This is a genomic window from Acidithiobacillus ferriphilus, from assembly GCF_018854775.1.
Classification (GTDB): Bacteria; Pseudomonadota; Gammaproteobacteria; order Acidithiobacillales; family Acidithiobacillaceae; genus Acidithiobacillus; species Acidithiobacillus ferriphilus.
On sequence record NZ_JAAZTY010000084.1, the window covers coordinates 1 to 22,693 of the forward strand.

Genomic DNA, 22,693 nt, shown 5'->3' on the forward strand with positions numbered 1-22,693 from the left:
GAAAGCCTGCTTTCTATCGAAGCAGCCGACAAACTCGATACCTACAAACGGCGCACGCCGCTGGACCGCGAGCTGCTGGGTCAGGGCATCGCCAATGTCGCCAGTGGCCTCATCGGCGGCCTTCCGGTGGCGGCGGTTATCGTGCGCAGTACCGCCAACGTGGCGGCGGGGGCACGCACTAAGGCGAGTGCCTTTCTACATGGCCTGTTTCTGCTACTTGCCGTACTGTTTCTGGCAACGCTGATGAACCGGATTCCGCTGGCTGCGTTAGCCTCCATCCTGATTTTCGTCGGCTTCAAGCTGGCCCATCCAAGTATATTCAAGCGAATGTTTAGGCTGGATAAATCTCAGTATCTTCCGTTTGTAATCACCATTGTCGCGATTCTGCTCAGCAGTCTCATTACCGGGGTGGTCGTTGGCCTGCTGGCAGGTGTGTTCTTTGTGCTCAAGGCCAACTACCACAGCGCCATTGAGATTGGACGGGAGGGTTCCGCTTACAAAATTGCGCTGAATCGGGAGGTGACATTTGTTAACAAGGCACGGCTCTCCCATATCCTGGAGCGGCTGCCCAAGGGTGCAGAGGTCATACTGGATGGCGAACATGTGGGTTTCATCGATCACGATGTCCTCGAAGTGATCAGGGATTTTGAACGCTCCGCACCCTTGCGCGGCATCCGACTGCGCGAACAAGGCTTTGATGCGCCGGTGCTGAAGGCCCCCGTCTGACACCGACATGTGCGGAAACAGGCCATCGGAGTTCCTGATAGTTCCACCGCCCGACCTGATCGGCTAATGTACAAGGCTCCCGATGCCCGGCCGCCGAATATGCTTGACGTGAATACCGTAATAACGGTTCGGGAAACGGGCGGCCAAGCTCCGCACTCTAAGTCATGTAAATTTTCAGTCCGCCGACGGTAACAGCGGCTTACCGAGTTCTTTGAGGAAAGCGTTGTGTTTCGCGGTCGCGATCTGGATAGCCCGCTCGATGTCCACCAGGCGCACATGGGTCGCCGCGAGGTCGATTTCCTCCTCGGCCACCGTCGTGCTGATATAGCGGGAGATATTCAGGTTAAAGTCGTTCTTCTCGATCTCCGCCATGTCCACGCGGCGGGCGTAGCGCGGCTCTTCCTTGCGGAACTGGTAGGTATCGACAATCCGGTTGATGTGTTCTTTGGTCAATTGGTTCTGGCGCTTGCCTTTCACGAAATGCTCAGCGGCGTTGATGAACAGCACGTCGTCGGGCTTCTTGCACTTCTTCAGCACGAGGATGCAAACGGGGATGCCGGTGGAGTAGAAGAGGTTCGCGGGCAGGCCGATGACAGTGTCGATGTGGCCGTCCTTGAGCAGCTTGGTGCGGATGCGTTCCTCGGCGCCGCCACGGAAGAGCACGCCGTGGGGCAGGATGATCGCCATCACGCCTTCGTCTTTGAGGAAGTGGAAGCCGTGCAGCAGGAAGGCGAAGTCGGCAGCGGACTTGGGGGCGAGGCCGTGGCTTTTGAAGCGCACATCATCGGCCAGCGCGTCGGTCGGCTCCCAGCGGTAGCTAAAAGGTGGATTGGCGACGATGGCGTCGAAGCTCGGCTTCTTCGCCGGGTTCTGCTCCCGCATCATGTCCCACTCGTTGAGCAGGGTGTCGCCGTGGAAGATCTCGAACTCCGTGTCCTTCACCCCGTGCAGCAGCATGTTCATGCGGGCCAGGTTGTAGGTGGTGATGTTCTTCTCCTGGCCGAAGATTTTGCCGATGGTGCCGCCTGCCTTGTTCACCTTCTTGCGCACGTTGAGCAGCAGCGAGCCGGAACCGCAGGCGAAGTCCATCACGCTCTCCAGCCGCTTCTTCGTCCCGGTTTTCGGTTCCTGGCTGTCCAGCGTGACGATGGCGGAGAGGATGTCGGAAATCTGCTGCGGCGTGTAGAACTCGCCCGCCTTCTTGCCGGACCCGGCGGCAAACTGGCCGATCAGGTATTCATAGGCATCACCCAGCGCGTCAATGTCCGTGGAGAACTCCGCCAGCCCTTCGGCGATCTTCTGGATGATGGTGCAGAGCTTGGCATTCCGGTCCTCATACTTCTTGCCCAGCTTGGGGGAACTCAGGTCAATCTCGGAGAACAGGCCCTGGAAGGTGCTCTCAAAGGATTCCGTCTCGATGTATTTGAAGCCCGCTTGCAGCGTGTTCAGCAGCTCCGCGTTCTGGGTGCGGGCCAGGTTGGCGATGCTGTTCCACAGGTGCGCGGGCTGGATGACGTAATGCACCTTGCGGCGCATCTGCTTCTCGAAAGCAGGCACGTCGTTCATGTTCTCTTCGTACCAGACCTGAAGAGGCGTGCTTGCTCCGGTTTCTCGTAGTACGTCAGACGCGATATCCGGGTAATCCCGCCCCAGCTCCTTTTTCGCCGCCGTCTCGTAATTGTCGGAGAGATAGCGCAGGAAGAGAAAGGAGAGCATGTAATCGCGGAAGTCGTCCGCATCCATCGCCCCGCGCAGTTGGTCGGCGATGCTCCAGAGGGTGTTGCCGAGTTGTTTTTGGTTTTGTTCGGTCATGGTGTGTTTTCGTCCGGTTCGTCGGAGAGGGGCCGCTCATGGCTACGCCCCCCGATCAAGCGCTTCTCACGCTCAATCTCCGCAATCAGTTCTTCTTCGGTGGGCAAGATGCGCTGGTACTTGGAGGCAAAGAGCTGCCGACTCTCCTGAATCACCGAGTACTTGACGACCGTTTCATCCTTGCTGTCGCACAGAATGATGCCGATGGTCGGGTTGTCGTCCTCGCCGCGCTTGAGGTCGTCGAACATGCGCACATACATGTCCATCTGGCCAATGTCCTGGTGGGTGAGTTTGCCCGTCTTCAGGTCAATGATGACAAAGCACTTGAGCAGATAGTTGTAGAAGACCAGGTCCATAAAGAAGTGGCTGGTCTCGGTGCTGATGCGCATTTGCCGAGCCACGAACGAAAAGCCCTTACCCAGCTCCAGCAGGAACTTCTGCAGCTCGTCGATGATGGCCTGCTCCAACGCACTCTCCTTGAGCTGACCCGATTCCGGCAACTGCAAGAACTCCAGCACGTAGGGGTCCTTGATGAAGTCCAGATGCGCGGCCTTGGCCGCTGAGTCAGTCGGCGCCTCAACCTGGCTGGACAGCAGGCGCTGAAAGCTCTGGGTCTTGATGTGCCGCTCCAGCTGGCGCACCGTCCAGTTTTGCTCCCGTGCTTCCTTGCAGTAGTACTCAATGGCCTTGGGCGAGTCGGCCCGAATGATCAGGCGCAGATGGCTCCAGCTCAATTCTCTACACAGCGTGTAGAGAATCTGTTGGTCGGGAAAGACCCGGTAAAACTGACGGAAGTTATACAGGTTGGCATAGGAAAAACCTTTGCCGAAATCCGCCGTCAAGGCAATGGACAACGCCTCCATCAGGCGCGTGCCGTACTGAGCCTTGTGCTGCCCTTGCTGCTCTTCCTGCACGATGCGCTGACCGACCAGCCAGTACGCCTCCACCATGGCCGAATTCACCGCCGAACGCGCCTTGCTGCGCGCCTGCTCCAGGATGGCCTTGATGTCTGCGTGGAATCGGGTCAGTTCGCCCATGCCAGCTCCTTCTGAACGACCGAGCATTTCTCGGTCGTTGCTGGCCGGTTGAACCCTGCTTGATCTGTCAAGGATTCCTTGACAGTTGCCGCCAGGTCCAATTCCCCGCCCTCGAAGACGTTTTTCAGGTACAGAGAGATGTTCTGCTTCGTGGTATCGAAGAGTTCCGCCATCTCCAACTGCGTCAGCCAGACGGTCTGCTCCTGCGCCCGCAGTTTGATCTGGCTGCGACCGTCTTCGGTGGTGTAGAGAATCAGGTCGTTCATGGTGTTGGAGCAGACTCGCGGAAATCGTCCCCTTCCACCACCCCGCGCAGTTGATCGGCAATGCTCCAGAAGGTGTTGCCCAGTTGTTTTTGATTGGTCTCGGTCATGATGCTGGCGGGGGTCAGACGGTGACCACAGAGGTAAGATGCACCAGCGACTCCTGAAATTTGGTCTTCTTGGAAAAGATCAGAACCTCGTCACCAATCTTGTTGGAAGTCGAGTGCTGCAACTTATAAGCCCGCTTCTCAAACCGCTCGTATAGGTTCGTGATGAAAGAATGATTGTCATATGAGAGCAACCATGGGATGGATAGCTTGCTGACATATTTGGCTAACTTCTCGTGATCCGCATCTTTGAAGGCATTGAGGTATAGATTTGCCCCCTTCTGGTAGTAAGGTGGATCAAGGTAGATAAAGGATTCAGTCGTGCCAACTGCGCAGCTTTTGATCAACTCGACACCATCGAGGTTTGCGACCCGGATGCGGTTGGAAAAGCGTGCGATCTTCTCGACCTTTCGTATCAGCTCCACCTTATTGAACCGGGCGTCGATTTTGTAATTTCCTGTTTGGTCAAGTCCACCGATCACACCGCCCTTCAAAACCCCGGAAACATTCGTCCGATTCAGGAAGAAAAATGAGGTCGCCAACTCGAAATCATCCTCAGTGTTTATCCGCCCAATTTTTTCTTTACACTTTTTCCATGTGGCAACTGAGACTGGCGTTCTTTCGATCCAGCCGATGAACCGCTCCGGCTCGTTAATGCACATGCGCCAAAAAGCATGAACCAAAGGATCCAAGTCGTTGATGACTATCGTTCCCGCATATTCCTCAAAAAGGAGGCGTAACGCTAATCCGGCACCACCTGCGTAAGGCTCAATATATTTACAGCCGGTCAATCCATTCTCGGCGATCAAGCTCGACACGAAAGGAAAAATGCAGTTTTTCCCTCCCGGATATCGGAGCGGTGAATAAGCAATGCTCATGGTTGTTTCCCGTGGCTAAGGACTAGCATTGCCCCGAGAATAATTGAAAGCGCAAACGCCTGTTCCTCGTTCTTTGAATTGTGGTAATCGTGGGCGCCAGTGTGAAAAAGTTTAACGATTGAATCCTTGTTCACACTTTGGTTCGACAAGGTGGTTTTTGCGTTCTGGTCCAAAGATTTTTTTGCGGCGTCGAAATACTCTGTTAGGTAATCTTTGAGATCCTTTTTCGCGTCTTTCGCGGCAGTCTCGGCCAGCATTCTCAAAGACATCCTGATGATCACGATAAAGTCTGCGGAGAGTCGGCTTCTTTCTGTTTGATAGAAGTCATGCAGACTTTCGACGTCGCGGTAGAGGTTGTTAATGTGGCCTGTCTTAAGGGACAGTTTGCCTCCAAAAACAGGAAGGCTCGGTTTCTTTATCCTCCGGGAACGGCTTCCTTGGCCGGGTTCCCCATTAGGTGGATTTCCGGAACCGGCTGTGGAATTACCGCCTGTATCTGCAGGGGCAGTTCCAGGCGAGGCAATCGCTTCCTGGACGAATTTATTTCCTTTCGTTGCCGTGTAAACCTCATCAACAGCCTTGCCCCTCAGGTTCAAAACTACTTTTCGCAGGTGATCGACATTTCCAAAAGCGAAGTGATCACCTTTCTTGGAGATAGATAAATTCGACTTCACTTCCTTGTAGCTCAACAAGCGATCCAAGGTTGATTTATTGACCCGCGCCTTGTCGTCAGTGGTGATCAGGCCCTTGTGCGTCAGCAGGTCCAATGCTTCTAATCCAATAGAGGGTTTGCGCTCGAAACGGTCCTTTTGTTCGGCATTCCAATCGATGTGGCCTCGCCCATCTTGCTCGCCACCGTGGTTGATCGATATCCAATGCCGTGCGGTGTTGCGATCGCTAAAAACAACACACCCAACTTCTGTCGGCACTGATCCAGGCCGCTTTAGAATTGCATCAATTCGTTTTCGGAGCTTCGGAAACGCGTCTGCCAGCGATGGAGTCTCCAAGATCTTCAACGCCGTTAACCTTCGGTTGCCGTCACCGTCAACAAAGTGCGAGCCTGACTTGAATAGGATCAGCCTGGAACTCGGGTTGAGTCCGTTCTGATATATATCCAATGCCAGCGTGACAATGTTCGCCTTTTTGTCTGCCAACATTGCGTCGATTGCTTCTCGTTGGGAATTAACTGGAGGAAAACGAGGATTCTCCTGATCCAAGTGAATGTCCGTTACCTTGACTGTCAGTTCCTGGTGTTTCATTCGATCTGATTCCATTTGAGATTAATGCCAATGGTCACTATCAGGAGAAGGGAAAAGCTGCTGCATCAGGCCTTTCTTGTGGGTCTTGAGGACTTCGAGCTTTTGGGTTTCGGCGGTGATCAGAGCATCGAGGCTGCTCAGGCACGATGCGATGCGTTGTTGTTCGGGTAGCTTGGGGACGAGGAGCCGCACCGAAGAGAACAGGCTCTTGTTGATAATGGGGACCGCCTGCCTTCCCGCGAGTAAGGCAATGCGCTCCGAGGCGTAGGAGAGCGCGAAATAAACGAAATCATCCGAGTGCTTGGAACTGGGGACGATTGCGTTGATCTGCTGGTTCGTCGCACATTCATGAACGTTCTTCGCCACCTTCCCAATCGTGGAGCCAATGCACACGAAGAGGACGCTTCCCGCTCGGATGGGGCGGGTCTCCGCAAAACCTTCAGGGGTCAGTGTGGTCTTGGTCTGATCGACAAACCGCAGGTCGGAGATGTCCGCAGGCGAAACGAAAGGGACGCCGCCGCCATAGAAAGCGGGCTGCGCTGTGCTAGGCGTGCTGCCGGTGACTACTTGTCCAAAATCACCAATTGACTGGTCGTCCCACTCCCCGGCGTTTTGAAATTCGGGGAAGCGGAGGCGGGGTTGGGTTTCGCCTTCGCGGGGGAAAAGCTGCTGCATCAGCCCTTTTTTATGGGTCTTGAGCGCGTCCACTTTCCGCGCTTGCGCGGCCATCAGCTCGTCCACCGAACTCAGGCACTCGGCGATTTTTTGTTGTTCGGCTTTGTCGTGCGGCAGCGGCAAGCGCAGGTTCCGCAGACGCGTCGGAGAAATGCCCAAGACCTTCGCCCCTTGAGCCTCCTTCTGAATCTGAGTGCGAACCCATCCCGATTTGAAGAGGTGTCCGCCAAACCCCAAAGAGATTCGTTCTCCTATCCGCCGGGCGAGAATCGTGTGCAGTCCCGAAATCACACGCTCCCCGTTCAGGCGGACAATCTCGATGCTCTTGCCGATATCTGCCAAATCCTCGGAAGCGTCTGCAAAAATCATGTCGCCTTCGGCGCACAGGTTTTCATCGCGAACGATGCCTTCCTCGGATTCATTGATGAATGGAACAAGCTCCTTCGTGACGTCGAAGTGGGTCGAGAACTTGGTGTGAATGTCACCGTAATGGATGTTCTTCACTGAACCAGCCACATAGTTCAGCTTGTCGCGTGAGAGTGAGTTGTTGCCTTTGAACGAATAGACTTCGCCCATCGGCTCGGGTGCCCATCCCTCCGCCCCCCGAAACTCCGGAAACCGCAGCTTCGGCACCAGCGTGGGCTTTGCCTCTTCCTTCGTGGCGGTGGTTTTGTTCTTACTGGTCATACGCACTGAGTCCTGAGATGTCGCGGCCACCGGCGCGCTTGGTGAGAAGTGGATGCAAGTCTTCCATGAGGGCGAGCTCGGCCTGGGTACGGGCTTTCCAGCCTAATTCCAACGGCGCCATGAGGTCGCCGAGCTGCTCGCCATCGAAGATCATGCGGTCGAGGATGCCGTCCACGAAGGTTTGCAGGGCGGCGGTGGCGAGGCCGTGCTTGGCGGCGATGGCGGCGAGTTCCCTGGCGTTTTTCTCCGCCTTGAAACGTGTGTAGCCCTCGCGGATGGCGGTTTCACTGAGGCCCTCGCCTGCCTGGAGCGTGCCGATGTATTCGGCGATGTCGTCGCGCTCGTTCATGAACTTGGCATCGGCGCTGATGAGGCCGATGAGTTGCTCTCGGGTCATCTTCGACTTGCCCGGTCCCTTGGCCGAGAAGCGGGCGATGAGGCCCATGATGTAGTCGTAATCGATGACGGCAGAGGCGAACAGGACGAACTCGAAGTCGAGCTGGTCCACAGGATTGTCAACGCCTTCTTTGTCGCCGCCCTTGCCCTGCTGGTCTTTGAGCTTTTTGGCGGTTTCCAGATACTGGCCTTTGAAGCCGCGCAGGTTTTCATCGGGCAGCACCTGCTCGATGGTGGCTTTGTTTTCCCCGGTGAGGTCGGTGTATTGGTCGAGCTGGGTCTTGAGTCGCTGGACTTCCTTGAAACGCTCGATAAAGACGGTCTTGGCGGCATCGCCCTTGAGATTCGCCACGGCGGAAGGTGTGCAGGCCAGCCCCTGGGACTGCATGAACGCATCCAGCTTTTGCACCGCTTCCTGCAATTTTTCGATTACCACTGGGGCTTTTTCCACCAGCCAGATTTCCCGCGCCTGCTCGCCAGTTTTCTCGCCGGAGAAAAGGGCGATGGCGGCATCGACTGCATCTTGTTGCTGGCGGAAGTCGAGGATGTTGCCGTAGGGCTTGGTGCTGTTGAGCACGCGGTTGGTGCGGGAGAAGGCCTGGATCAAGCCGTGGTGCTTGAGGTTCTTGTCCACGTAGAGCGTGTTCAGGAACTTGGAATCGAAGCCGGTGAGCAGCATGTCCACGACGATGGTGATGTCGATCTTCTGCGCGGCGGGGTAATCGGCATTCGGCCACTGCTGGTCTTTGATGCGCTTTTGTACATCCTGGTAGTAGAGATCGAACTCGCTGAGGCGGTGATTGGTGCCGTAGCGGGCGTTGTAGTCGACGAGGATGGCTTCAAGCGCCTTCTTCTTCGCTTCCGGCTCGACCTTGTTGTCTTCCTGCTCTTGCGGTAGGTCTTCGGAGAGCTGCTCGATGTCCTTTTTGCTTTCGGGATTCTCCGCGAGCTGTGCCGGCGGGGAGAAGACGCAGGCGATGTTCAGCGGCTTGAAGTCGGGATCGGCGGCCTGTTTCTCGGCCTGCATGGTCTTGAACAGCGCGTGGTATTCGATGGCGTCGTTGATGGACGCGGTAGCGAGGATGGCGTTGAAGCGGCGTCCGCTGGTGGCGGCATCGTGCTTGGAAAGGATGGCCTCGATGACGGCCTTCTTCGCAATAGGCTCGCCGGGTTTTGGCGGGTTTCTTCCTTCGGGCTTGAAGTAATCCACATGGAAGCGCAGCACGTTGCCGTCCTCGATGGCGTGCGTAATAGTGTAGGCGTGCAGCTGCTTCTGGAAAAGGTCTTCCGTGGTGCGCATGGAGGCCGTGGTGTCCTCGATCTTCTGCAAGGAGGCGTTGGCCTCGAAGATGGGCGTGCCGGTGAAACCGAAGAGCTGCGCCTTCGGGAAGAACGCTTTGATCGCCTTGTGATTCTCGCCGAACTGCGAGCGGTGGCACTCGTCGAAGATGAAGACGATGCGGTTGTCCTTCAGGGCTTCGAGCTGCTCCTTGTAGGTGGCCTGGCCGTTCTTTTTGCGTTGCTTGTTGCGCTTGCTGGTCTCAATCAGCGCGAGGCCGAGCTTTTGAATGGTGGTGACGATGACCTTGTCGGCGTAGTCCTCGGAAAGCAGGCGGCGCACGAGGGCGGCGGTGTTGGTGTTCTCCTCAACGCAGCCTTCCTGGAACTTGTTGAATTCCTCCCGCGTCTGGCGGTCGAGGTCTTTGCGGTCCACGACGAAGACGCATTTGTGGATGTGGTCGTTTTCCTTCAGCAGGGTGGAAGCCTTGAAAGAGGTGAGCGTTTTTCCTGAACCGGTGGTGTGCCAGATGTAGCCGTTGCCGTTGTCTTCGTCGATGCACTTCACCATGTGCTGCACGGCATAGACCTGGTAGGGCCGCATGATCATGAGCTTCTGTTCCCCGGCGAGCAGCACCATGTAGCGGCTGATGGTGCGGCCGAGGTCGCACTTTTTCAGGAAGCGCTCGGCGAAGGCGTCGAGGTGGGTGATCTTGCTGTTGTCCTCGTCCGCGAACTCATAGATGGGTAAAAAGCGCTCGTCGGCGTTGAAAGCGAAGTGACGGGCGTTGTTGTTGGCGAAGTAGTAGGTGCGGTCGCGGTTGCTGACAATGAAAAGCTGCATGAAGCAGAGCAGCGTCTTGGTATAGCCGTTGCCGGGGTCGTGCTTGTATTCGACGATTTGCTCCATGGCCCGGCGTGGATTCACGCCGAGGGTCTTGAGCTCGATCTGCACACAGGGCACGCCGTTGATGAGCAGGATGACGTCGTAGCGGTGGTGGCTGTTGTCGGTGTTGATGCGGAGCTGGTTGATGACCTCGAAATGGTTTTTGCACCAGTCCTTGAGGTTCACCAGCGTGTAGTTCAGCGGCGTGCCATCGTCGCGGGTGAAGGCATTGATGCTGCGCAGGGTCTTGGCAGCGGTGAAAACATCCGGGGTGACGATTTCATCGAGCAGACGGGCGAACTCGGTATCCGTGAGGCGGACGCGGTTCAGCGCCTCGAATTTTTCGCGGAAGTTTTTCTCCAACGCGGCGCGATCGCGGATGTCTTCACGATAGTCGTACTTGAGGCCTTGGAGTGTGCCGATGAAGCCGTATTCGATGGTGTCCTCCCGGACGACGGAACCCGGGGCATCAGAGGGCCGACTGTAGGTGTCTGGGGCATCGATCTGTTTCCGGGCGCGGTTTTCCGGTTTCATGCGTTCTCCGGCGGCATGTTTTTGTGCATTCTACGCTGCCGGGCTTAAAGGACAAAATTTTGCCGTTTTCCGTTAAGTGGTTGGTCGCTTACGTGACGAGATGCTGGCATTGCCAGCTAGCCCCGTCTGTGCCAAGGTCCATTCCTCCAACATTTCCGAGTGCTTCCATGCATATCTGGGTCGATGCCGACGCCTGCCCCAATGTCATCAAGGAAATTCTGTTTCGCGCCAGTACGCGTCTGAAACTGCCCCTGACTCTGGTCGCCAATCAGCCCCTGCACGTGCCCCAATCTGCTCATATTCGCAGTGTGGTAGTGCCGGGAGGCTTTGATGTGGCCGACGATGAAATCGTGCGCCGCATTGAAGCGGGCGATCTGGTGATCACTGCGGATATCCCTCTGGCTGCTGCCGTACTTGAAAAAAATGGCCATGCCCTCAGCCCGCGCGGCGAGCGGTATTCCCCCGAAACCATCCACGAACGCCTGCGGATACGGGACATGATGGAACAGCTTCGGGATTCCGGCGTGCGTACCGGCGGCCCCGCCACCCTGAGCCAAGCCGACCGCCAGGCCTTTGCCAACGCTCTGGATTTCCTCTTGCGTTAATAGACTGATAACGCTATCCTTGCGAACTTTTCCGGGCAGTATCGGCGAAACCCTTGTTGGAGGTTTGTGATGTACGCGGTCATTGAGAATGGTGGCAAACAGTATCGGGTGGCAGTGGGCGACAAGCTCCGGCTCGAAAGAATGGAAGTAGAGCCCGGTGCCGAACTCGCACTGGACCGTGTCCTCATGGTCGGCGTCGGCAGTGATGTCCAGGTAGGCCGCCCCCTGGTGGAGGGTGCCGCGGTGAAGGCCACCGTACTCAGCCAGGGTCGCGCCAAAAAGGTACATATTTTCAAGATGCGTCGGCGCAAGCATTACCGCAAGCAGCAGGGCCATCGTCAGTATTTTACCGAAGTCCGCATCACCGGCATTGAAGCCTAAGGAGCACAATCATGGCACATAAGAAGGCTGGAGGTTCCTCCCGTAACGGCCGCGATTCCGAATCCAAGCGTCTGGGCGTCAAGCGCTACGCTGGACAGGAAGTCATCAGCGGCAACATCATTATTCGTCAGCGTGGCACCCAGTTTTATCCAGGCGCCAACGTCGGCATCGGCAAAGACCATACGCTCTTTGCCACCGCCGAGGGTGTCGTGAAGTTCGAGCGCAAGGGTCCGCGTCAGGTGCGCACCGTCAGCGTCGTTTCAGCGGCCTAAGCAGGCCTCTGTCCAGAGGGACCCCGCCCCGTTTCTGCGGGAGCGGGGTTTTTCTATGAAATTTATTGACGAAGTACGCATTCATGTGGCCTCCGGTAACGGCGGCCATGGATCGGTGAGTTTTCGCCGCGAGAAGTTTATTCCTTTCGGCGGCCCCGATGGCGGCGATGGCGGACGCGGCGGCGGTGTTTATCTGGTAGCTCAGGCCAGCCTCAACACCCTCATCGACTTCCGCTACCAGCGCCGCTATCGTGCCGAAAATGGTCACGGCGGCGCCGGGCGCCAGATGACGGGCCGCGCTGGCCACGACCTGGAGATCAAAGTCCCGGTCGGCACCCTGGTGTATGACGACGACACCCGCGAATTGCTCGGTGACCTGCGTACCGAAGGCGAACGGCTATTGGTCGCCCAGAGTGGCCGCGGCGGGCATGGTAATCTGTCGTATAAATCGAGTACCAACCGTGCGCCCCGTCAGTTTGAGAAAGGCGCTGCAGGCGAGGAGCGAAACCTGCGCCTGGAGTTGCGCCTGCTCGCCGATGTCGGACTGCTGGGTCTGCCTAATGCAGGTAAAAGCACTCTTATCCGGGCTGTCAGTGCCGCCCGTCCCAAAGTGGCAGACTATCCCTTCACTACCCTCTATCCCAATCTCGGCGTCGTCCGCGTCGCCACCCACGAGTCTTTTGTACTCGCCGACATTCCCGGCCTCATTCCGGGTGCCTCCGAAGGCGCCGGGCTGGGCACCCGCTTTCTCAAACACCTCAGCCGTACCCGTCTGCTCCTGCATTTGGTGGATATGGCCCCCGTCGATGGGAGCGATCCGGCAACCAATATCCGTGCGCTGGAAGCGGAGCTGGCCGCCTATAGTCCGGCCCTGGCCCAGCAGCCGCGCTGGTTGGTGGTCAACAAGTCGGATCTCTTTCCGGAAGATGAGGCGGCGGCACGCTTTCAGCAAATTCGCGAAGCGCTGCAATGGCAAGGCCCCGCCTTTCTGATCTCGGCCGCCAGTGGTGCCGGATGTGAGACCTTGGTATATGCCATCTGGCAAGCCCTCCCCGACCTGCCTCCTGCCCCCGATCCCAAGCAGTCCGAGGACTGGAGTGACGAAAGTGACGAATACGAGGTCTTGGAGGACTGGCAAGGAGACGACCTTGACGCCGACTGGGAAGAGAACGAGGCGTGAATCGCGACCTGAAAACCGCGCAGCGCTGGGTCATCAAGATCGGCAGCAGCCTGCTCACCAATAATGGCCAGGGCTTGGATCTCGCCGCTATTGAAGCCTGGGTCACACAAATATTGGTACTCCGCCGCAATGGCACCGAGATTGTTCTCGTCTCCTCCGGCGCGGTGGCTGCCGGCATGGAGCGCCTCGGCTGGCAAGTCCGTCCTACCGCCCTGCACCAACTGCAGGCGGCTGCCAGCGTTGGTCAGGCGGCACTTATCCAGGTCTATGAAGACTTCTTGCGCCGCGGCGGCGTGCATGGCAGCCAAGTCCTGCTTACCCATGAAGATTTGCGAGATCGCCAGCGTTATCTCAACGCCCGCGCCACTCTGCGCATTTTGCTGGAGATGGGCGTAGTTCCCATCATCAATGAAAATGACGCGATTGCCAGTGCCGAAATCCGCTTTGGCGATAATGATACGCTGGCAGCCATGGTCGCCAATTTACTGGAGGCCGACCTACTGGTAATTCTGACTGATCAGGCGGGGCTTTATAATAAAGACCCGCGCCACGATCCTGATGCCCGCCTACTCACGGAAGTACAAGCCGGAGATCCCGAACTGCTGCGAATGGCGGGTGGTGCCGGGACAGCGCTGGGGAGCGGGGGCATGATCACCAAAGTACGGGCGGCGAGCCGCGCTGCCCAGTCTGGTGCCGCCACCCTTATCGCCCCAGGCAGCACTGAAAACGTACTGTTACGCCTGTGGGCCGGGGAGGAGATAGGAACGTACTTCCGTCCGGGCGTAGCCAAACTGGCGGCCCGCAAACGCTGGCTGGCGGGGCAACTACGCCCGACCGGAACACTCCATCTGGACGCAGGCGCCGCACGGGTACTCCGGGAAAGGGGCAGCAGCTTGCTCCCGGTCGGCATCACCGCCGTCGAGGGCGATTTTCAACGCGGCGACCTGCTGTGCTGCGTTGATCCGGAAGGCCAGGAAGTAGCCCGTGGCTTAGTGAACTTCGCAAGGCAGGAGGTTTTGCTGCGTCTGGGCAAGGGCAGCAAAGCGCTGAATACCTTGTTCGGCGATGTGGATGAGATTGAGATCATCCACCGCGACAACCTGGTGCTCAGCAGCGACAGCAGCTAACTCGTACGGCCTCCGGGCAATTCATCCCGCAGCGAACAAATCCCTACATCCTGCATACCACGACAGGTACCATAGAGATAAAGGCTATGATCGCTGATAAAGAAGCCCTGATTCGCAGCGATTTCCTGCTGCCGCGCTTCCAGCGCCTCATCGAAAAACTCCAGCACCTTGCCGCAGGCCGTGCAGACCATATGATCGTGGTGCCCCGTTTCGTTGAGCTCAAAAATCGCCTTATCGCCCTCGAAGTGATGCCTTCGCACCAATCCGGCCATTTCAAACTGGGTAAGCACACGATATACCGTGGCCAGACCCACCTCTTCACCGGCCTCCAGCAACTGTCGATAAATTTCTTCCGCAGTCAGATGGCGGGTGTCGCTGTCCTCGAAGATGCGGAGTATCTTCAGCCTGGGCAAGGTTGCCTTGAGGCCGGCTCGCTTCAATTCATCGCTGTTTGTTCGTTCGTAGTTCATTCGCTCGTAGCAATGGCCATGCGTAATGGTTTAGGATAGTTGCACCTGACGCCTAAGACAAGGACCATGAGAAGCTTCCGCCTAATTACTCTGCTTACTTTCTGTGCTCTGTTGCTCGGCGCCTGTAGTATTTATCGCGTCAATGTACAGCAAGGCAACATCATCACCGCTAAAGAACTAGCCGATCTGCACCCCGGTATGGATATGTTGCAGGTACGTAGCATTCTCGGCTCACCGCTCCTGCAGGATCCCTGGCATCCGCATCAGTGGATTTACGCCTACAGCCTCAAGCCCGCCTATGGTGCCACGAAAGTCCGCAAGGTGCGGGTGTTTTTTGGTAAGGACGGGAAGCTGATCAGCATACATGGAGATGCACAAAGCACCGCCTCACCGACCGCAGGCACCACCTCTTAATCTGGCCGGACGGCGCCTAGCCGTCCGGCTTTTGCACTTCCAGGGCGTCCGGCTGACCATAAACAACCCGCGCGCGTTGGGCAAAGCGTTGCACCATCGTTTCCGCCGCATGTTTGAAGATGGGCTCCAGAAGGGCACCCACCAATCGTGAAGCGAACTCGAAGCGCATATCCAGCGTTACTTTGGTGCCTCTGGCATCCGGCTCCAACTGCCAGAGCCCTTCCAGAAAACGGAAGGGACCATTCACCAGTCGCAGCTCTGCCAGCTTGGGCCGCTGATAGCGGTTTCTTGTGGTGAAGGACTTGCCGAAAGCACCGTGGGAGATGGTGATCTCGGCGACCACTTCTTCGTCTTTCGACTGGATGATCCGGGTCCGTCCACACCAGGGTAAAAATTGCGGATAGGCACGAACATCCTCTATCAGGGCAAAAATTTGCGCAGCGCTATAAGGCAGCACGGCGGTTTTACAAATATGATGCATGAAACCCTCTCAATAACGGCGCTGACCCAGTGCATGCGCCTGCACCCAACGATCCAGTTGCGCCCAAAACCATTCGATGATTCGTCGCCAACGGGGGCGCCTGCGCCAAGGCTCCGGGTCGATTTCCCGCGCTTGGGCGAACTCGCGTAAAAACAAGGTGCGCAGCAAAAGCGCGGCAAGCGGAGCGCGTAATTCCAAGTTGAGTTCATGATTGAACCACAAACTCAGAAAATCAAAATTAGCGGAGCCGATCGACGCCCAGGAACCGTCCACCAACAGATATTTCGCATGCAGAAAGGCGCCTTCATATTCGTAAACATGCACCCCCCTGCGCATCAGCTTTTGATAATACGCCTGAATTCCGAATCGCAAAAGTGGATGGTCGGTGATCCGGCCAGCCAGCAGGAGCCGGACATCCACACCACGCTGCACGGCACGGTAGATGGCACGCAGGATGATCGGATCCGGGTTAAAGTAAGGGGTGGCTATCCAGACACTGCTGCGCGCCGCACGGATGGCGGCCAACAGACGGCGACGCACAGCGAGACTGCCCGGCGGCGTGCCCTCTAAAAATCGGCCCTGCCCCCACCACCGGGCATCAGGTTGGGAAAACGCGGTCGCATCCAAGGACGGAAGGGCCTCTGGACGGTGACGAAAAAAAATCTGGCGGCTTTGCTCCGCTAAATTGCCGCGACAGGCAAAGAGCATCTCACGATACGGCACCATACCTGGCGCGCCGCCGATCCAGACATCGGAAATCGCAAAACCGCCAACCGCGGCCCACTGGCCATCCACCACCACGACACGTCGGTGGCTGCGTCGCAGCCTTTTTTCCAGCCCCTTGAGTTGTAGGCGGTGGTACCAGTGTAAATGGGCGCCAGCGGCGCGCAACTCAGTCACCCAACGACTCGGGAAACTGCCGCTGCCCAAAGCATCCAGAGTGATGTAGACCCGTACTCCCGCCACCGCCTTATCACAGAGGATACGCAAGACGCGCTCGGGCCAAACGCCTTCGACAAAAATATAGTTCTCAAAGAGAATCTCGGCATGCGCATCCAGCAGGCGCAGCTCCAGCCATTCGGTAATAGTCGACATTTCGCTCAGCAGCACGGCTTCGGCAAAAGACTCCCAATGCCTTTGGCGATAGGGCGCAAAACGTTTGGGCAATGACTTCGACACGTCTTCGGACTCCGCGCCAGTACAAATCGTTCACCTTCTACAGGAAGCGCAGCAAAGTCAATCCTGGCTTTCTGCCGCGCGGTCTTTTCCCGTACAATACACAGTTGACCGGCAGGGGAGTAGCAGGATGAGCAGCAGCACCATCGCCCTCAATCGCGAGGCGAAACACGAGTACTTTATCGAAGAGCGCTTTGAGGCCGGCATGGTCTTGCAAGGCTGGGAAGTAAAGTCGTTGCGCGCCAACCGTCTCAATCTCAAGGACAGCTACATCATTATCAAAAATGGGGAGTTATGGTTGTTGGGCGCGCACATCAGCCCACTGCTCACCGCCAGCACCCATATAAATCCCGATCCGACCCGCACACGCAAGCTGCTGATGCATAGAGAACAGATCAACCGCATGATCGGCAGCGTCGAGCGCAAAGGTTTTACGATCGTGCCCCTCGCCATGTACTGGAAACAGGGTCGGGCCAAAGTAGAGATCGCGCTGGTGAAAGGCAAGCAGGAGCATGACAAACGCGCCACGGTCAAAGATCGGGAGTGGCAACGGGACAAGGCGCGCATCATGAAGGGCGGGGCGAGGGATGTCTGAACCGCGACGGGGGACGTTTGTCTTCCAGGCGCTGCTTCTCTTCCTTTTCGCCTTCTGGCTTTTTGCCTTTCATACCGGAGATGCCAGCCTCTGGGACGTTGATGAACCCAACAATGCTCAGGCTCTGAAAGAAATGATGCTGCATCACAATCTGGTAGTACCCACTTTCAGCGCAGCGCTACGCCCGGACAAGCCTATCCTCAACTACTGGCTGATGTGGGCCGGGGTACGACTGCTGGGGATGAACAGTTGGGGCTTGCGCGTCGGCTCGGTGGCTATGGGGGCGTTGCTGGTGTTCTATCTGGCCCTCGCCTTACGCCGCCTGTACGGGGACCAGACCGCACTATTGGCAGGCTTGCTGACCGCCACCGCCCTGCATAGTCAGATCATCTTCCGGGCCGCTGTACCTGACCCGCTGCTGATTCTTTTCGTCGCGATCGCCCTGATTTCCTATCTGCGGGGTTATCTCTATCCGGAGGAAGAACGTCGCGGTACTCTGATCGCCTGTGGTGCGATGGGGTTAGCGACCTTGGCTAAAGGCCCCATCGGTTTCCTCCTACCCGGCCTTATCATCGTGATTTTTCTGTTGCTGCGCCGGGAATTGCCGAGTCTCTGGCGCAATGGACATCTGGCCTGGGGGATTCCGCTCTTTCTGGTCATCACCCTGCCCTGGTACCTGGCAGTGGGTGTTGAAACCCACTGGGTCTGGGACTGGCTGTTCGTTGATCAGCAGAATGTTAATCGCTACGCCGTCGCCATGCAGGGGCATCATGGACCCTTTTATTACTATCTGTTTACCATTGCGCTGGCGCTACTGCCCTGGACGGTCTTTCTACCACAGACCTTCGCCGAACTCTGGCGGCGGCGGGGTACACTGCTACGACAAACGCCCGCGGATGCCTTTATGCTGGTCTGGGCCGTTACCTGGGTCGCTTTCTTCAGCCTTGGTGCCACCAAGCTCCCCAATTATGTCTGGGAGGCTTATCCGGCCCTCTTTATTCTCATTGCAGCACGCCTTTATGGAGCCCTCAACCAGACGCAACCACTCAGCCGCCGGGGTGTATTCCTGTCACTCGGGGCGTTATTTCTGGTGGGTGTGGCATTGGTGGTGCTGGGAGCCTGGCTGGTACCGGAGCGAATTCCGCCCCTCGGCGATATCATGGCCGCTCTGGGTTTTCCTTATATTATTGCGGCGTTGCTAGCCCTACTCTTCGCCTGGCGCGGCCTGCTGCTACCGGTTATCAGCAGTCTGGGCGCCGGGGCGGTGGCAATTACTGCTTGCTTGATGCTCCTGGCGGTACCGGCCCTGGATACCCTAAAACCCTCCGCGACCATGGGCCGCATGATCCGTGCCAGCGAGGGCACAGAACCCTACGCCATCGCCACCTGGCGATGGTTCGAGCCCAGTTTTCTGTTCTACGGCGGGCGCGGCGCCATGCCGGTACATCAGTTGAAAAACCTGCAAGAACTCAATCGCGTGGTGGCCGATGGTCAGGGTACGGCCTATCTCGCACTTTCCGCCCAGGATATACCCGCGATACGCGCACATTTACCCAAGACGCTACGCATTCATGAACTCTACTCGGGTTATGAGCTCTATAGCCGGAAGTACATCGCTCTACTACGTATTCGAAGCTCTTCACACAAGGTTTGCTTTACCCGATAACACGCAACGGAGAAATTTACTGAACGCATCATGAATCCCAGGCATTTACCTTCACTGATCGCCGTACTGGTGGTGCTAGCTGCAACAAGCGCATTTGCGCTGGCACTCTGGTTACAATTTGCCATGGACTACACACCCTGTAGCCTCTGTGTATATCAGCGCCTGGCCAACCTCGCCGTGCTGGTCATCGTCGTGTTGGGGCTCTTCTGGACGGGCGCAGCGCAGCGCGGATTATGGCTGCTGGCCAGTGCCTATGCCTTAGCGGGGGCTGGCCTTGCCGGATGGCAGTGGCATCTCGCCGCAGTAGCAACCCACCGGGTGGAGAGATGCGCAGCCGTGCACCTCCTTCCGGGTGAGCACAGCTTCGGGTCTTGGGGTAAGGACTTCGCCTCGGCGCTCTCCGGACACGGTTCCTGTGCTGCCGCCGGTGCCCGCACCTTAGCCGGATGGCCCATCACCCACTGGAGTCTGGTCTTTTTCCTCATCTGCGCCGTATTACTCTGGCTCGCACAGTGGCTTGCCGGACGCCTTGGGAAACGCTAGGCCTCTGGCCACCACAACGATTATGCAGTTTCCGTCAGCGTGGCCAGTGCCAATCGCAGCGCAAGGTTTCGAGAATGGCGATGGCGCGTCCGGTATCCATAGCGAGCGCATTCACATGCCCCATTTTACGCCGTGACCGGGCTTGCTTCTTACCATACAGATACAGCTTGAGCTGTGGATGGCGCAGTAGTGCATCCCAGTCCGGGGCGCCACTTTCCCAAAGATCACCCAACAGATTCATCATCACCACCGGGCTGATCAGGCGGGTATCCCCGAGAGGTAAGGCACAGAGGGTCCGGACCTGCTGGTCAAACTGACTGTGCACACAAGCATCTATGGTGAAATGACCGCTGTTGTGGGGACGTGGCGCCATCTCATTGACCAGCAATTGCCCCGCCTTATCCACAAAAAATTCGACCGCGAGCACACCCACATAATCCAGCGCCTCGGCAATACGCGCGGCGCTGCGCCGGGCGAGATCCTGTAGCTCATCCGTCGTGCGCGCCGGGACACTGCTCAGGTCGAGAACACCCCGGTGATGAACATTTTCGGCGACGGGATAAAAAACCATCATGCCATCGTCAGCACGGGCCAGAACGACAGAAATTTCCTGCGCCAGGGCAACACGCGCCTCCAACACCGCATCCGCTCCCCCCATGGCCGTCCAGGCACCGGGCAGGTCCTCCGGGGAAGCAAGCTCCACCTGTCCCTTCCCGTCGTAACCAAAACGGGTGGTTTTGAGAATGGCCGGGAAAGTTACGGTAGCCGCTGCGCCTGCCAGATCGGCGCTACTGCGCAGCAGCGCAAAAGGCGCAATGGCCAAACCCAGATCGCGGAAGAAAGCCTTTTCCTGGGCGCGATCCTGAGCAATAGCCACCGCCCTGGCACCTGGGCGCAGCGGCACCTTCCGGGCAATACGTTCCAGAGCAATCAGCGGCACATTCTCGAATTCTGTGGTGACCGCCGCACAAGCATCGGTCAATGCCTGTAAAGCGATTTCGTCTTCGTAAGCCGCACAGAGGTGCCGGTCCGCCACTGCAGCGGCCGGACAATCACGGTCGGGATCCAGCACCCAGACGTCATACCCCATACGCCGGGCGGCAAGGCAGAACATTTGCCCGAGCTGTCCACCACCCAGTATTCCCAGCGTGGCACCAGGCAAAATCAAAGGGCAATCTCCGGCAGGGTCGTCGCCATGACTGCCGCCGCCTGCCGTGTCCGGAAATCCTGCAAGCGCTGAGCCAGCTCCGCATCGGCGCCCGCCAGTATCGCCGCGGCAAACAGACCGGCGTTGGCCGCCCCCGCCGTGCCGATAGCAAAGGTCGCCACCGGCACACCCTTGGGCATTTGCACGATGGAAAGCAGGGAATCCATGCCTTGCAAATGTTTGGATGGCACGGGCACGCCCAGCACCGGCACCATGGTCTTGGATGCCAACATGCCGGGCAGGTGCGCCGCGCCCCCAGCACCGGCGATAATGCAGCGCAGTCCCCGCGACATGGCGCTGGTGGCATATTCAAAGAGTAGATCCGGCGTGCGGTGTGCGGAGACGACACGCCGTTCACAGGGAATCGCCAGCGCCCGCAATTGCTCTACCGCAGCGCGCATGACTTCCCAGTCGCTGTCGCTACCCATCACCACACCAACCAAGGGGTGTTCCATGCCCGCCCTCCTCTCTAGGACCTAACGCTAAACAGGTTATAATGCCTGTCATGGAAGAAGCTCTCAAGGTCGGTCATCCCCCCATTCGCAGTTTTGTGCTGCGTCAAGGCCGTATCACCGCTGCCCAGGCGCGCGCCGTGGCCGAGCACTTACCCGCCTGGCAGATAGACGCCCATGCCGTCTGGCAGGACCCCTGGAAGGGCCAGAGACCGCTGTTGCTGGAAATAGGCTTCGGTAACGGTGAACATCTGGCCGCTATCGCCCGGCAAAGACCGGGCTGGGGCTGCCTCGGTGCCGAGGTACACACCCCCGGCGTCGGGTCTCTGCTGCTGCAACTGCTGGAAACCGGGACGGACAACGTCCGCATTGTTCATGATGATGTGGTTACCTGGCTGCAGACTCTGCCCGAAGCTCTGCTGCAATGCATCATCATCCAGTTCCCCGATCCCTGGCCGAAAAAACGACAGCAAAAACGCCGTCTCATTCAGCCGGATTTCGCTGCGCTACTATGCCGCCTGCTGGTACCCGGCGGCGAGTTGCAGATGGCCACAGACTGGGCAGATTATGCCGAACAGATGCTGGCCATTCTCAATGCCACCCCAGGCCTGCAGAATACCCAGCCCGACGCCGGTTACGCCCCCCGCCCCGACAACCGCATCCTTACCCGCTTTGAGCGCCGCGGACAGCGACTGGGGCATGCGGTCCATGATCTCTGTTATCGACGCCTCGCGTGAGCACCCACGACATTCCGGCAATTGGCATTGCCTCATGCGCGAGCGCAGCATTCTTGCCAACTACAGAAAAATTAATGTTTCATCCTGGATCATTATAGCGCGATTGCCTAACGGCTTTCCCCGACAAAAAATAACATCCTGGCGTCTCGCGGATTCTCTGCCTCCGGGTGAGCTTCCGATGGCAAGTATGCAGCGTTACCGGACGTCCAGAAACGAAGTGTTTAGAAAACGTTCCTATCGTGGCCAACCGGCACAACCTACCGCAACCAGGCGGGCATGGTTCCCGAGCCCGCCTGGACATATATGAGGTCCACTATCCCAAGCTCGCTCAAGGGGTGATCCTGAACACAGTGCCGGAGTGGTCGGTGCCGCCGAGGCTGGTTGTGCCATAGAGGTTGCCGCTGGCGGCCATCACCATGCCGCCGTTAGGGTCCTGCCAAACGTTGCCGGTGCCGAAGGAGTGCAGCACGGACGCAACCCCGGACGGAGTGATCTTGAACACCGTGCCTAATCCGCCGGATAAGGAAGAGGGAGTTCCAAGTATCCTGGAAAGGTAGACGGTAAGGTAGCCGATAATGCCGAGCTTGCCGCCGCCGTCGGCTGTGCCATAAAGGTTGCCGCTGACGTCCATCACCAAGCCGCCGTTAGGGCTGCTGCTGCCATCATAGCCGCCGCCGAAGGAGTACAACACAGACTCAACCCCGGACGGAGTGATCTTGAACACCGTGCCTAAGTTATCAGTGCCGCCGCCGATGGTTGTGCCATAGAGGTTGCCGCTGGCGGCCATCACTAAGCCGCCGTTAGGCTGATCTCCATCGTTGCCATCGTTGCCGCCGAAGGAGTAGAACG

At 57.7% G+C, this 22,693-nt stretch carries 25 protein-coding genes; 11 read left to right on the top strand and 14 right to left on the bottom strand.

From position 1 onward, the window contains the following. Positions 1-726: SulP family inorganic anion transporter (locus HF921_RS06690; RefSeq protein ID WP_264318187.1), on the top strand; the 726-nt coding region annotated here is incomplete at its 5' end. Between the two features lie 174 nt (positions 727-900). Here the strand turns inward: HF921_RS06690 and HF921_RS06695 are convergent. Genes HF921_RS06695 through HF921_RS06730 form a run of 8 tightly spaced genes read right to left on the bottom strand, consistent with a single transcriptional unit; the run spans position 901 to position 10,538 of the window. Then, positions 901-2,538, bottom strand: a complete 1,638-nt coding sequence (locus HF921_RS06695; RefSeq protein WP_215893548.1) for a type I restriction-modification system subunit M — start codon at positions 2,536-2,538, stop codon at positions 901-903. Next, on the bottom strand, positions 2,535-3,575 hold the full coding sequence (locus HF921_RS06700) for a PDDEXK nuclease domain-containing protein (RefSeq protein ID WP_215893549.1): 1,041 nt from the start codon (positions 3,573-3,575) through the stop codon (positions 2,535-2,537). The genes HF921_RS06695 and HF921_RS06700 overlap by 4 nt, the downstream gene beginning before the upstream one ends. Further along, positions 3,563-3,841, bottom strand: coding sequence for a hypothetical protein (locus HF921_RS06705; RefSeq protein ID WP_215891945.1), 279 nt, complete (start codon positions 3,839-3,841; stop codon positions 3,563-3,565). The genes HF921_RS06700 and HF921_RS06705 overlap by 13 nt, the downstream gene beginning before the upstream one ends. Then, positions 3,838-3,948 carry a type I restriction-modification system subunit M N-terminal domain-containing protein gene (locus tag HF921_RS06710; protein WP_215893550.1) on the bottom strand — a complete coding sequence of 37 codons (111 nt, stop codon included), beginning with the start codon at positions 3,946-3,948 and terminating at the stop codon, positions 3,838-3,840. Before HF921_RS06710 ends, HF921_RS06705 begins: the two co-directional genes overlap by 4 nt. Positions 3,949-3,962: 14 nt before the next feature. Beyond that, a complete protein-coding gene (locus HF921_RS06715) occupies positions 3,963-4,823 on the bottom strand; it encodes a DNA adenine methylase (protein WP_215891946.1) in 861 nt (286 codons plus the stop codon). Further along, on the bottom strand, positions 4,820-6,082 hold the full coding sequence (locus HF921_RS06720; protein WP_215893551.1) for a hypothetical protein: 1,263 nt from the start codon (positions 6,080-6,082) through the stop codon (positions 4,820-4,822). Before HF921_RS06720 ends, HF921_RS06715 begins: the two co-directional genes overlap by 4 nt. A gap of 21 nt (positions 6,083-6,103) precedes the next feature. Then, positions 6,104-7,444, bottom strand: coding sequence for a restriction endonuclease subunit S (locus HF921_RS06725; protein ID WP_215891948.1), 1,341 nt, complete (start codon positions 7,442-7,444; stop codon positions 6,104-6,106). Continuing rightward, positions 7,434-10,538, bottom strand: coding sequence for a type I restriction endonuclease subunit R (locus HF921_RS06730; RefSeq protein ID WP_215891949.1), 3,105 nt, complete (start codon positions 10,536-10,538; stop codon positions 7,434-7,436). The genes HF921_RS06725 and HF921_RS06730 overlap by 11 nt, the downstream gene beginning before the upstream one ends. 167 nt (positions 10,539-10,705) lie before the next feature. On the opposite strand from HF921_RS06730, the gene HF921_RS06735 reads away from it, so the two are divergent. The 5 genes from HF921_RS06735 (at position 10,706) to proB (ending at position 14,103) form a co-directional block, all read left to right on the top strand. Continuing rightward, positions 10,706-11,143 (top strand): YaiI/YqxD family protein, encoded by a 438-nt coding sequence (locus tag HF921_RS06735; protein WP_215891950.1) that lies wholly within the window; start codon positions 10,706-10,708, stop codon positions 11,141-11,143. 69 nt (positions 11,144-11,212) lie between these two features. Further along, positions 11,213-11,524: a 50S ribosomal protein L21 gene (gene rplU / locus HF921_RS06740; RefSeq protein ID WP_064219302.1), complete on the top strand. Its 312-nt coding sequence runs from the start codon at positions 11,213-11,215 to the stop codon at positions 11,522-11,524. Positions 11,525-11,535: 11 nt separating this feature from the next. Next, positions 11,536-11,796 carry a 50S ribosomal protein L27 gene (rpmA, locus tag HF921_RS06745; protein WP_009565803.1) on the top strand — a complete coding sequence of 87 codons (261 nt, stop codon included), beginning with the start codon at positions 11,536-11,538 and terminating at the stop codon, positions 11,794-11,796. 55 nt (positions 11,797-11,851) lie between these two features. After that, positions 11,852-12,976 (top strand): Obg family GTPase CgtA, encoded by a 1,125-nt coding sequence (gene cgtA, locus HF921_RS06750; RefSeq protein WP_064219301.1) that lies wholly within the window; start codon positions 11,852-11,854, stop codon positions 12,974-12,976. Then, entirely contained in the window at positions 12,973-14,103 is a 1,131-nt protein-coding gene (proB, locus tag HF921_RS06755) for a glutamate 5-kinase (RefSeq protein WP_215893552.1), read from the top strand. Before cgtA ends, proB begins: the two co-directional genes overlap by 4 nt. Here proB and fur read toward each other — a convergent pair. Then, positions 14,100-14,573 carry a ferric iron uptake transcriptional regulator gene (gene fur / locus HF921_RS06760; protein WP_064219299.1) on the bottom strand — a complete coding sequence of 158 codons (474 nt, stop codon included), beginning with the start codon at positions 14,571-14,573 and terminating at the stop codon, positions 14,100-14,102. The two genes, proB and fur, sit on opposite strands and share 4 nt — an antisense overlap. A gap of 66 nt (positions 14,574-14,639) precedes the next feature. Between fur and HF921_RS06765 the strand changes: the two genes are divergently transcribed. Further along, on the top strand, positions 14,640-14,987 hold the full coding sequence (locus HF921_RS06765; RefSeq protein WP_064219298.1) for an outer membrane protein assembly factor BamE: 348 nt from the start codon (positions 14,640-14,642) through the stop codon (positions 14,985-14,987). 16 nt (positions 14,988-15,003) lie between these two features. Here HF921_RS06765 and HF921_RS06770 read toward each other — a convergent pair whose 3' ends face one another. Both HF921_RS06770 and HF921_RS06775 read right to left on the bottom strand, forming a co-directional pair. Next, positions 15,004-15,468, bottom strand: coding sequence for a type II toxin-antitoxin system RatA family toxin (locus HF921_RS06770; protein ID WP_064219297.1), 465 nt, complete (start codon positions 15,466-15,468; stop codon positions 15,004-15,006). A gap of 9 nt (positions 15,469-15,477) precedes the next feature. Then, a complete protein-coding gene (locus HF921_RS06775) occupies positions 15,478-16,647 on the bottom strand; it encodes a phospholipase D-like domain-containing protein (protein ID WP_064219296.1) in 1,170 nt (389 codons plus the stop codon). A gap of 127 nt (positions 16,648-16,774) precedes the next feature. Between HF921_RS06775 and smpB the strand changes: the two genes are divergently transcribed. From smpB to HF921_RS06790, 3 genes are read left to right on the top strand one after another with little or no spacing between them, the layout of a single operon-like run. Continuing rightward, positions 16,775-17,239, top strand: coding sequence for an SsrA-binding protein SmpB (smpB, locus tag HF921_RS06780; RefSeq protein ID WP_064219295.1), 465 nt, complete (start codon positions 16,775-16,777; stop codon positions 17,237-17,239). Beyond that, complete coding sequence (locus HF921_RS06785; protein WP_215893553.1) at positions 17,232-18,905, top strand: ArnT family glycosyltransferase; 1,674 nt, start codon at positions 17,232-17,234, stop codon at positions 18,903-18,905. Before smpB ends, HF921_RS06785 begins: the two co-directional genes overlap by 8 nt. A gap of 30 nt (positions 18,906-18,935) precedes the next feature. Next, complete coding sequence (locus HF921_RS06790; protein WP_064220151.1) at positions 18,936-19,448, top strand: disulfide bond formation protein B; 513 nt, start codon at positions 18,936-18,938, stop codon at positions 19,446-19,448. A gap of 34 nt (positions 19,449-19,482) precedes the next feature. Here HF921_RS06790 and HF921_RS06795 read toward each other — a convergent pair whose 3' ends face one another. Both HF921_RS06795 and purE read right to left on the bottom strand, forming a co-directional pair. Beyond that, positions 19,483-20,616 (bottom strand): 5-(carboxyamino)imidazole ribonucleotide synthase, encoded by a 1,134-nt coding sequence (locus tag HF921_RS06795; RefSeq protein WP_215891951.1) that lies wholly within the window; start codon positions 20,614-20,616, stop codon positions 19,483-19,485. Further along, positions 20,613-21,110: a 5-(carboxyamino)imidazole ribonucleotide mutase gene (gene purE, locus HF921_RS06800; protein WP_215849030.1), complete on the bottom strand. Its 498-nt coding sequence runs from the start codon at positions 21,108-21,110 to the stop codon at positions 20,613-20,615. The genes HF921_RS06795 and purE overlap by 4 nt, the downstream gene beginning before the upstream one ends. Before the next feature lie 50 nt (positions 21,111-21,160). Here purE and trmB point away from each other — a divergent pair, with 50 nt between their 5' ends. Then, a complete protein-coding gene (gene trmB, locus HF921_RS06805) occupies positions 21,161-21,844 on the top strand; it encodes a tRNA (guanosine(46)-N7)-methyltransferase TrmB (protein ID WP_226834373.1) in 684 nt (227 codons plus the stop codon). A 328-nt stretch (positions 21,845-22,172) separates the two neighbouring features. Here trmB and HF921_RS06810 read toward each other — a convergent pair. Next, on the bottom strand, positions 22,173-22,693 hold a 521-nt coding region (locus HF921_RS06810), incomplete at its 5' end, for a choice-of-anchor tandem repeat GloVer-containing protein (protein ID WP_215893554.1).

Excerpts from the sequence above, each read along its gene's own strand:
- HF921_RS06695 (WP_215893548.1), bottom strand. The coding sequence starts at position 2,538 with ATGACCGAACAAAACCAAAAACAACTCGGCAACACCCTCTGGAGCATC.
- HF921_RS06700 (WP_215893549.1), bottom strand. The coding sequence starts at position 3,575 with ATGGGCGAACTGACCCGATTCCACGCAGACATCAAGGCCATCCTGGAG.
- HF921_RS06705 (WP_215891945.1), bottom strand. The coding sequence starts at position 3,841 with ATGAACGACCTGATTCTCTACACCACCGAAGACGGTCGCAGCCAGATC.
- HF921_RS06710 (WP_215893550.1), bottom strand. The coding sequence starts at position 3,948 with ATGACCGAGACCAATCAAAAACAACTGGGCAACACCTTCTGGAGCATT.
- HF921_RS06715 (WP_215891946.1), bottom strand. The coding sequence starts at position 4,823 with ATGAGCATTGCTTATTCACCGCTCCGATATCCGGGAGGGAAAAACTGC.
- HF921_RS06720 (WP_215893551.1), bottom strand. The coding sequence starts at position 6,082 with ATGAAACACCAGGAACTGACAGTCAAGGTAACGGACATTCACTTGGAT.
- HF921_RS06725 (WP_215891948.1), bottom strand. The coding sequence starts at position 7,444 with ATGACCAGTAAGAACAAAACCACCGCCACGAAGGAAGAGGCAAAGCCC.
- HF921_RS06730 (WP_215891949.1), bottom strand. The coding sequence starts at position 10,538 with ATGAAACCGGAAAACCGCGCCCGGAAACAGATCGATGCCCCAGACACC.
- HF921_RS06735 (WP_215891950.1), top strand. The coding sequence starts at position 10,706 with ATGCATATCTGGGTCGATGCCGACGCCTGCCCCAATGTCATCAAGGAA.
- rplU (WP_064219302.1), top strand. The coding sequence starts at position 11,213 with ATGTACGCGGTCATTGAGAATGGTGGCAAACAGTATCGGGTGGCAGTG.
- rpmA (WP_009565803.1), top strand. The coding sequence starts at position 11,536 with ATGGCACATAAGAAGGCTGGAGGTTCCTCCCGTAACGGCCGCGATTCC.
- cgtA (WP_064219301.1), top strand. The coding sequence starts at position 11,852 with ATGAAATTTATTGACGAAGTACGCATTCATGTGGCCTCCGGTAACGGC.
- fur (WP_064219299.1), bottom strand. The coding sequence starts at position 14,573 with ATGAACTACGAACGAACAAACAGCGATGAATTGAAGCGAGCCGGCCTC.
- HF921_RS06765 (WP_064219298.1), top strand. The coding sequence starts at position 14,640 with ATGAGAAGCTTCCGCCTAATTACTCTGCTTACTTTCTGTGCTCTGTTG.
- HF921_RS06770 (WP_064219297.1), bottom strand. The coding sequence starts at position 15,468 with ATGCATCATATTTGTAAAACCGCCGTGCTGCCTTATAGCGCTGCGCAA.
- smpB (WP_064219295.1), top strand. The coding sequence starts at position 16,775 with ATGAGCAGCAGCACCATCGCCCTCAATCGCGAGGCGAAACACGAGTAC.
- HF921_RS06785 (WP_215893553.1), top strand. The coding sequence starts at position 17,232 with ATGTCTGAACCGCGACGGGGGACGTTTGTCTTCCAGGCGCTGCTTCTC.
- HF921_RS06790 (WP_064220151.1), top strand. The coding sequence starts at position 18,936 with ATGAATCCCAGGCATTTACCTTCACTGATCGCCGTACTGGTGGTGCTA.
- purE (WP_215849030.1), bottom strand. The coding sequence starts at position 21,110 with ATGGAACACCCCTTGGTTGGTGTGGTGATGGGTAGCGACAGCGACTGG.
- trmB (WP_226834373.1), top strand. The coding sequence starts at position 21,161 with ATGGAAGAAGCTCTCAAGGTCGGTCATCCCCCCATTCGCAGTTTTGTG.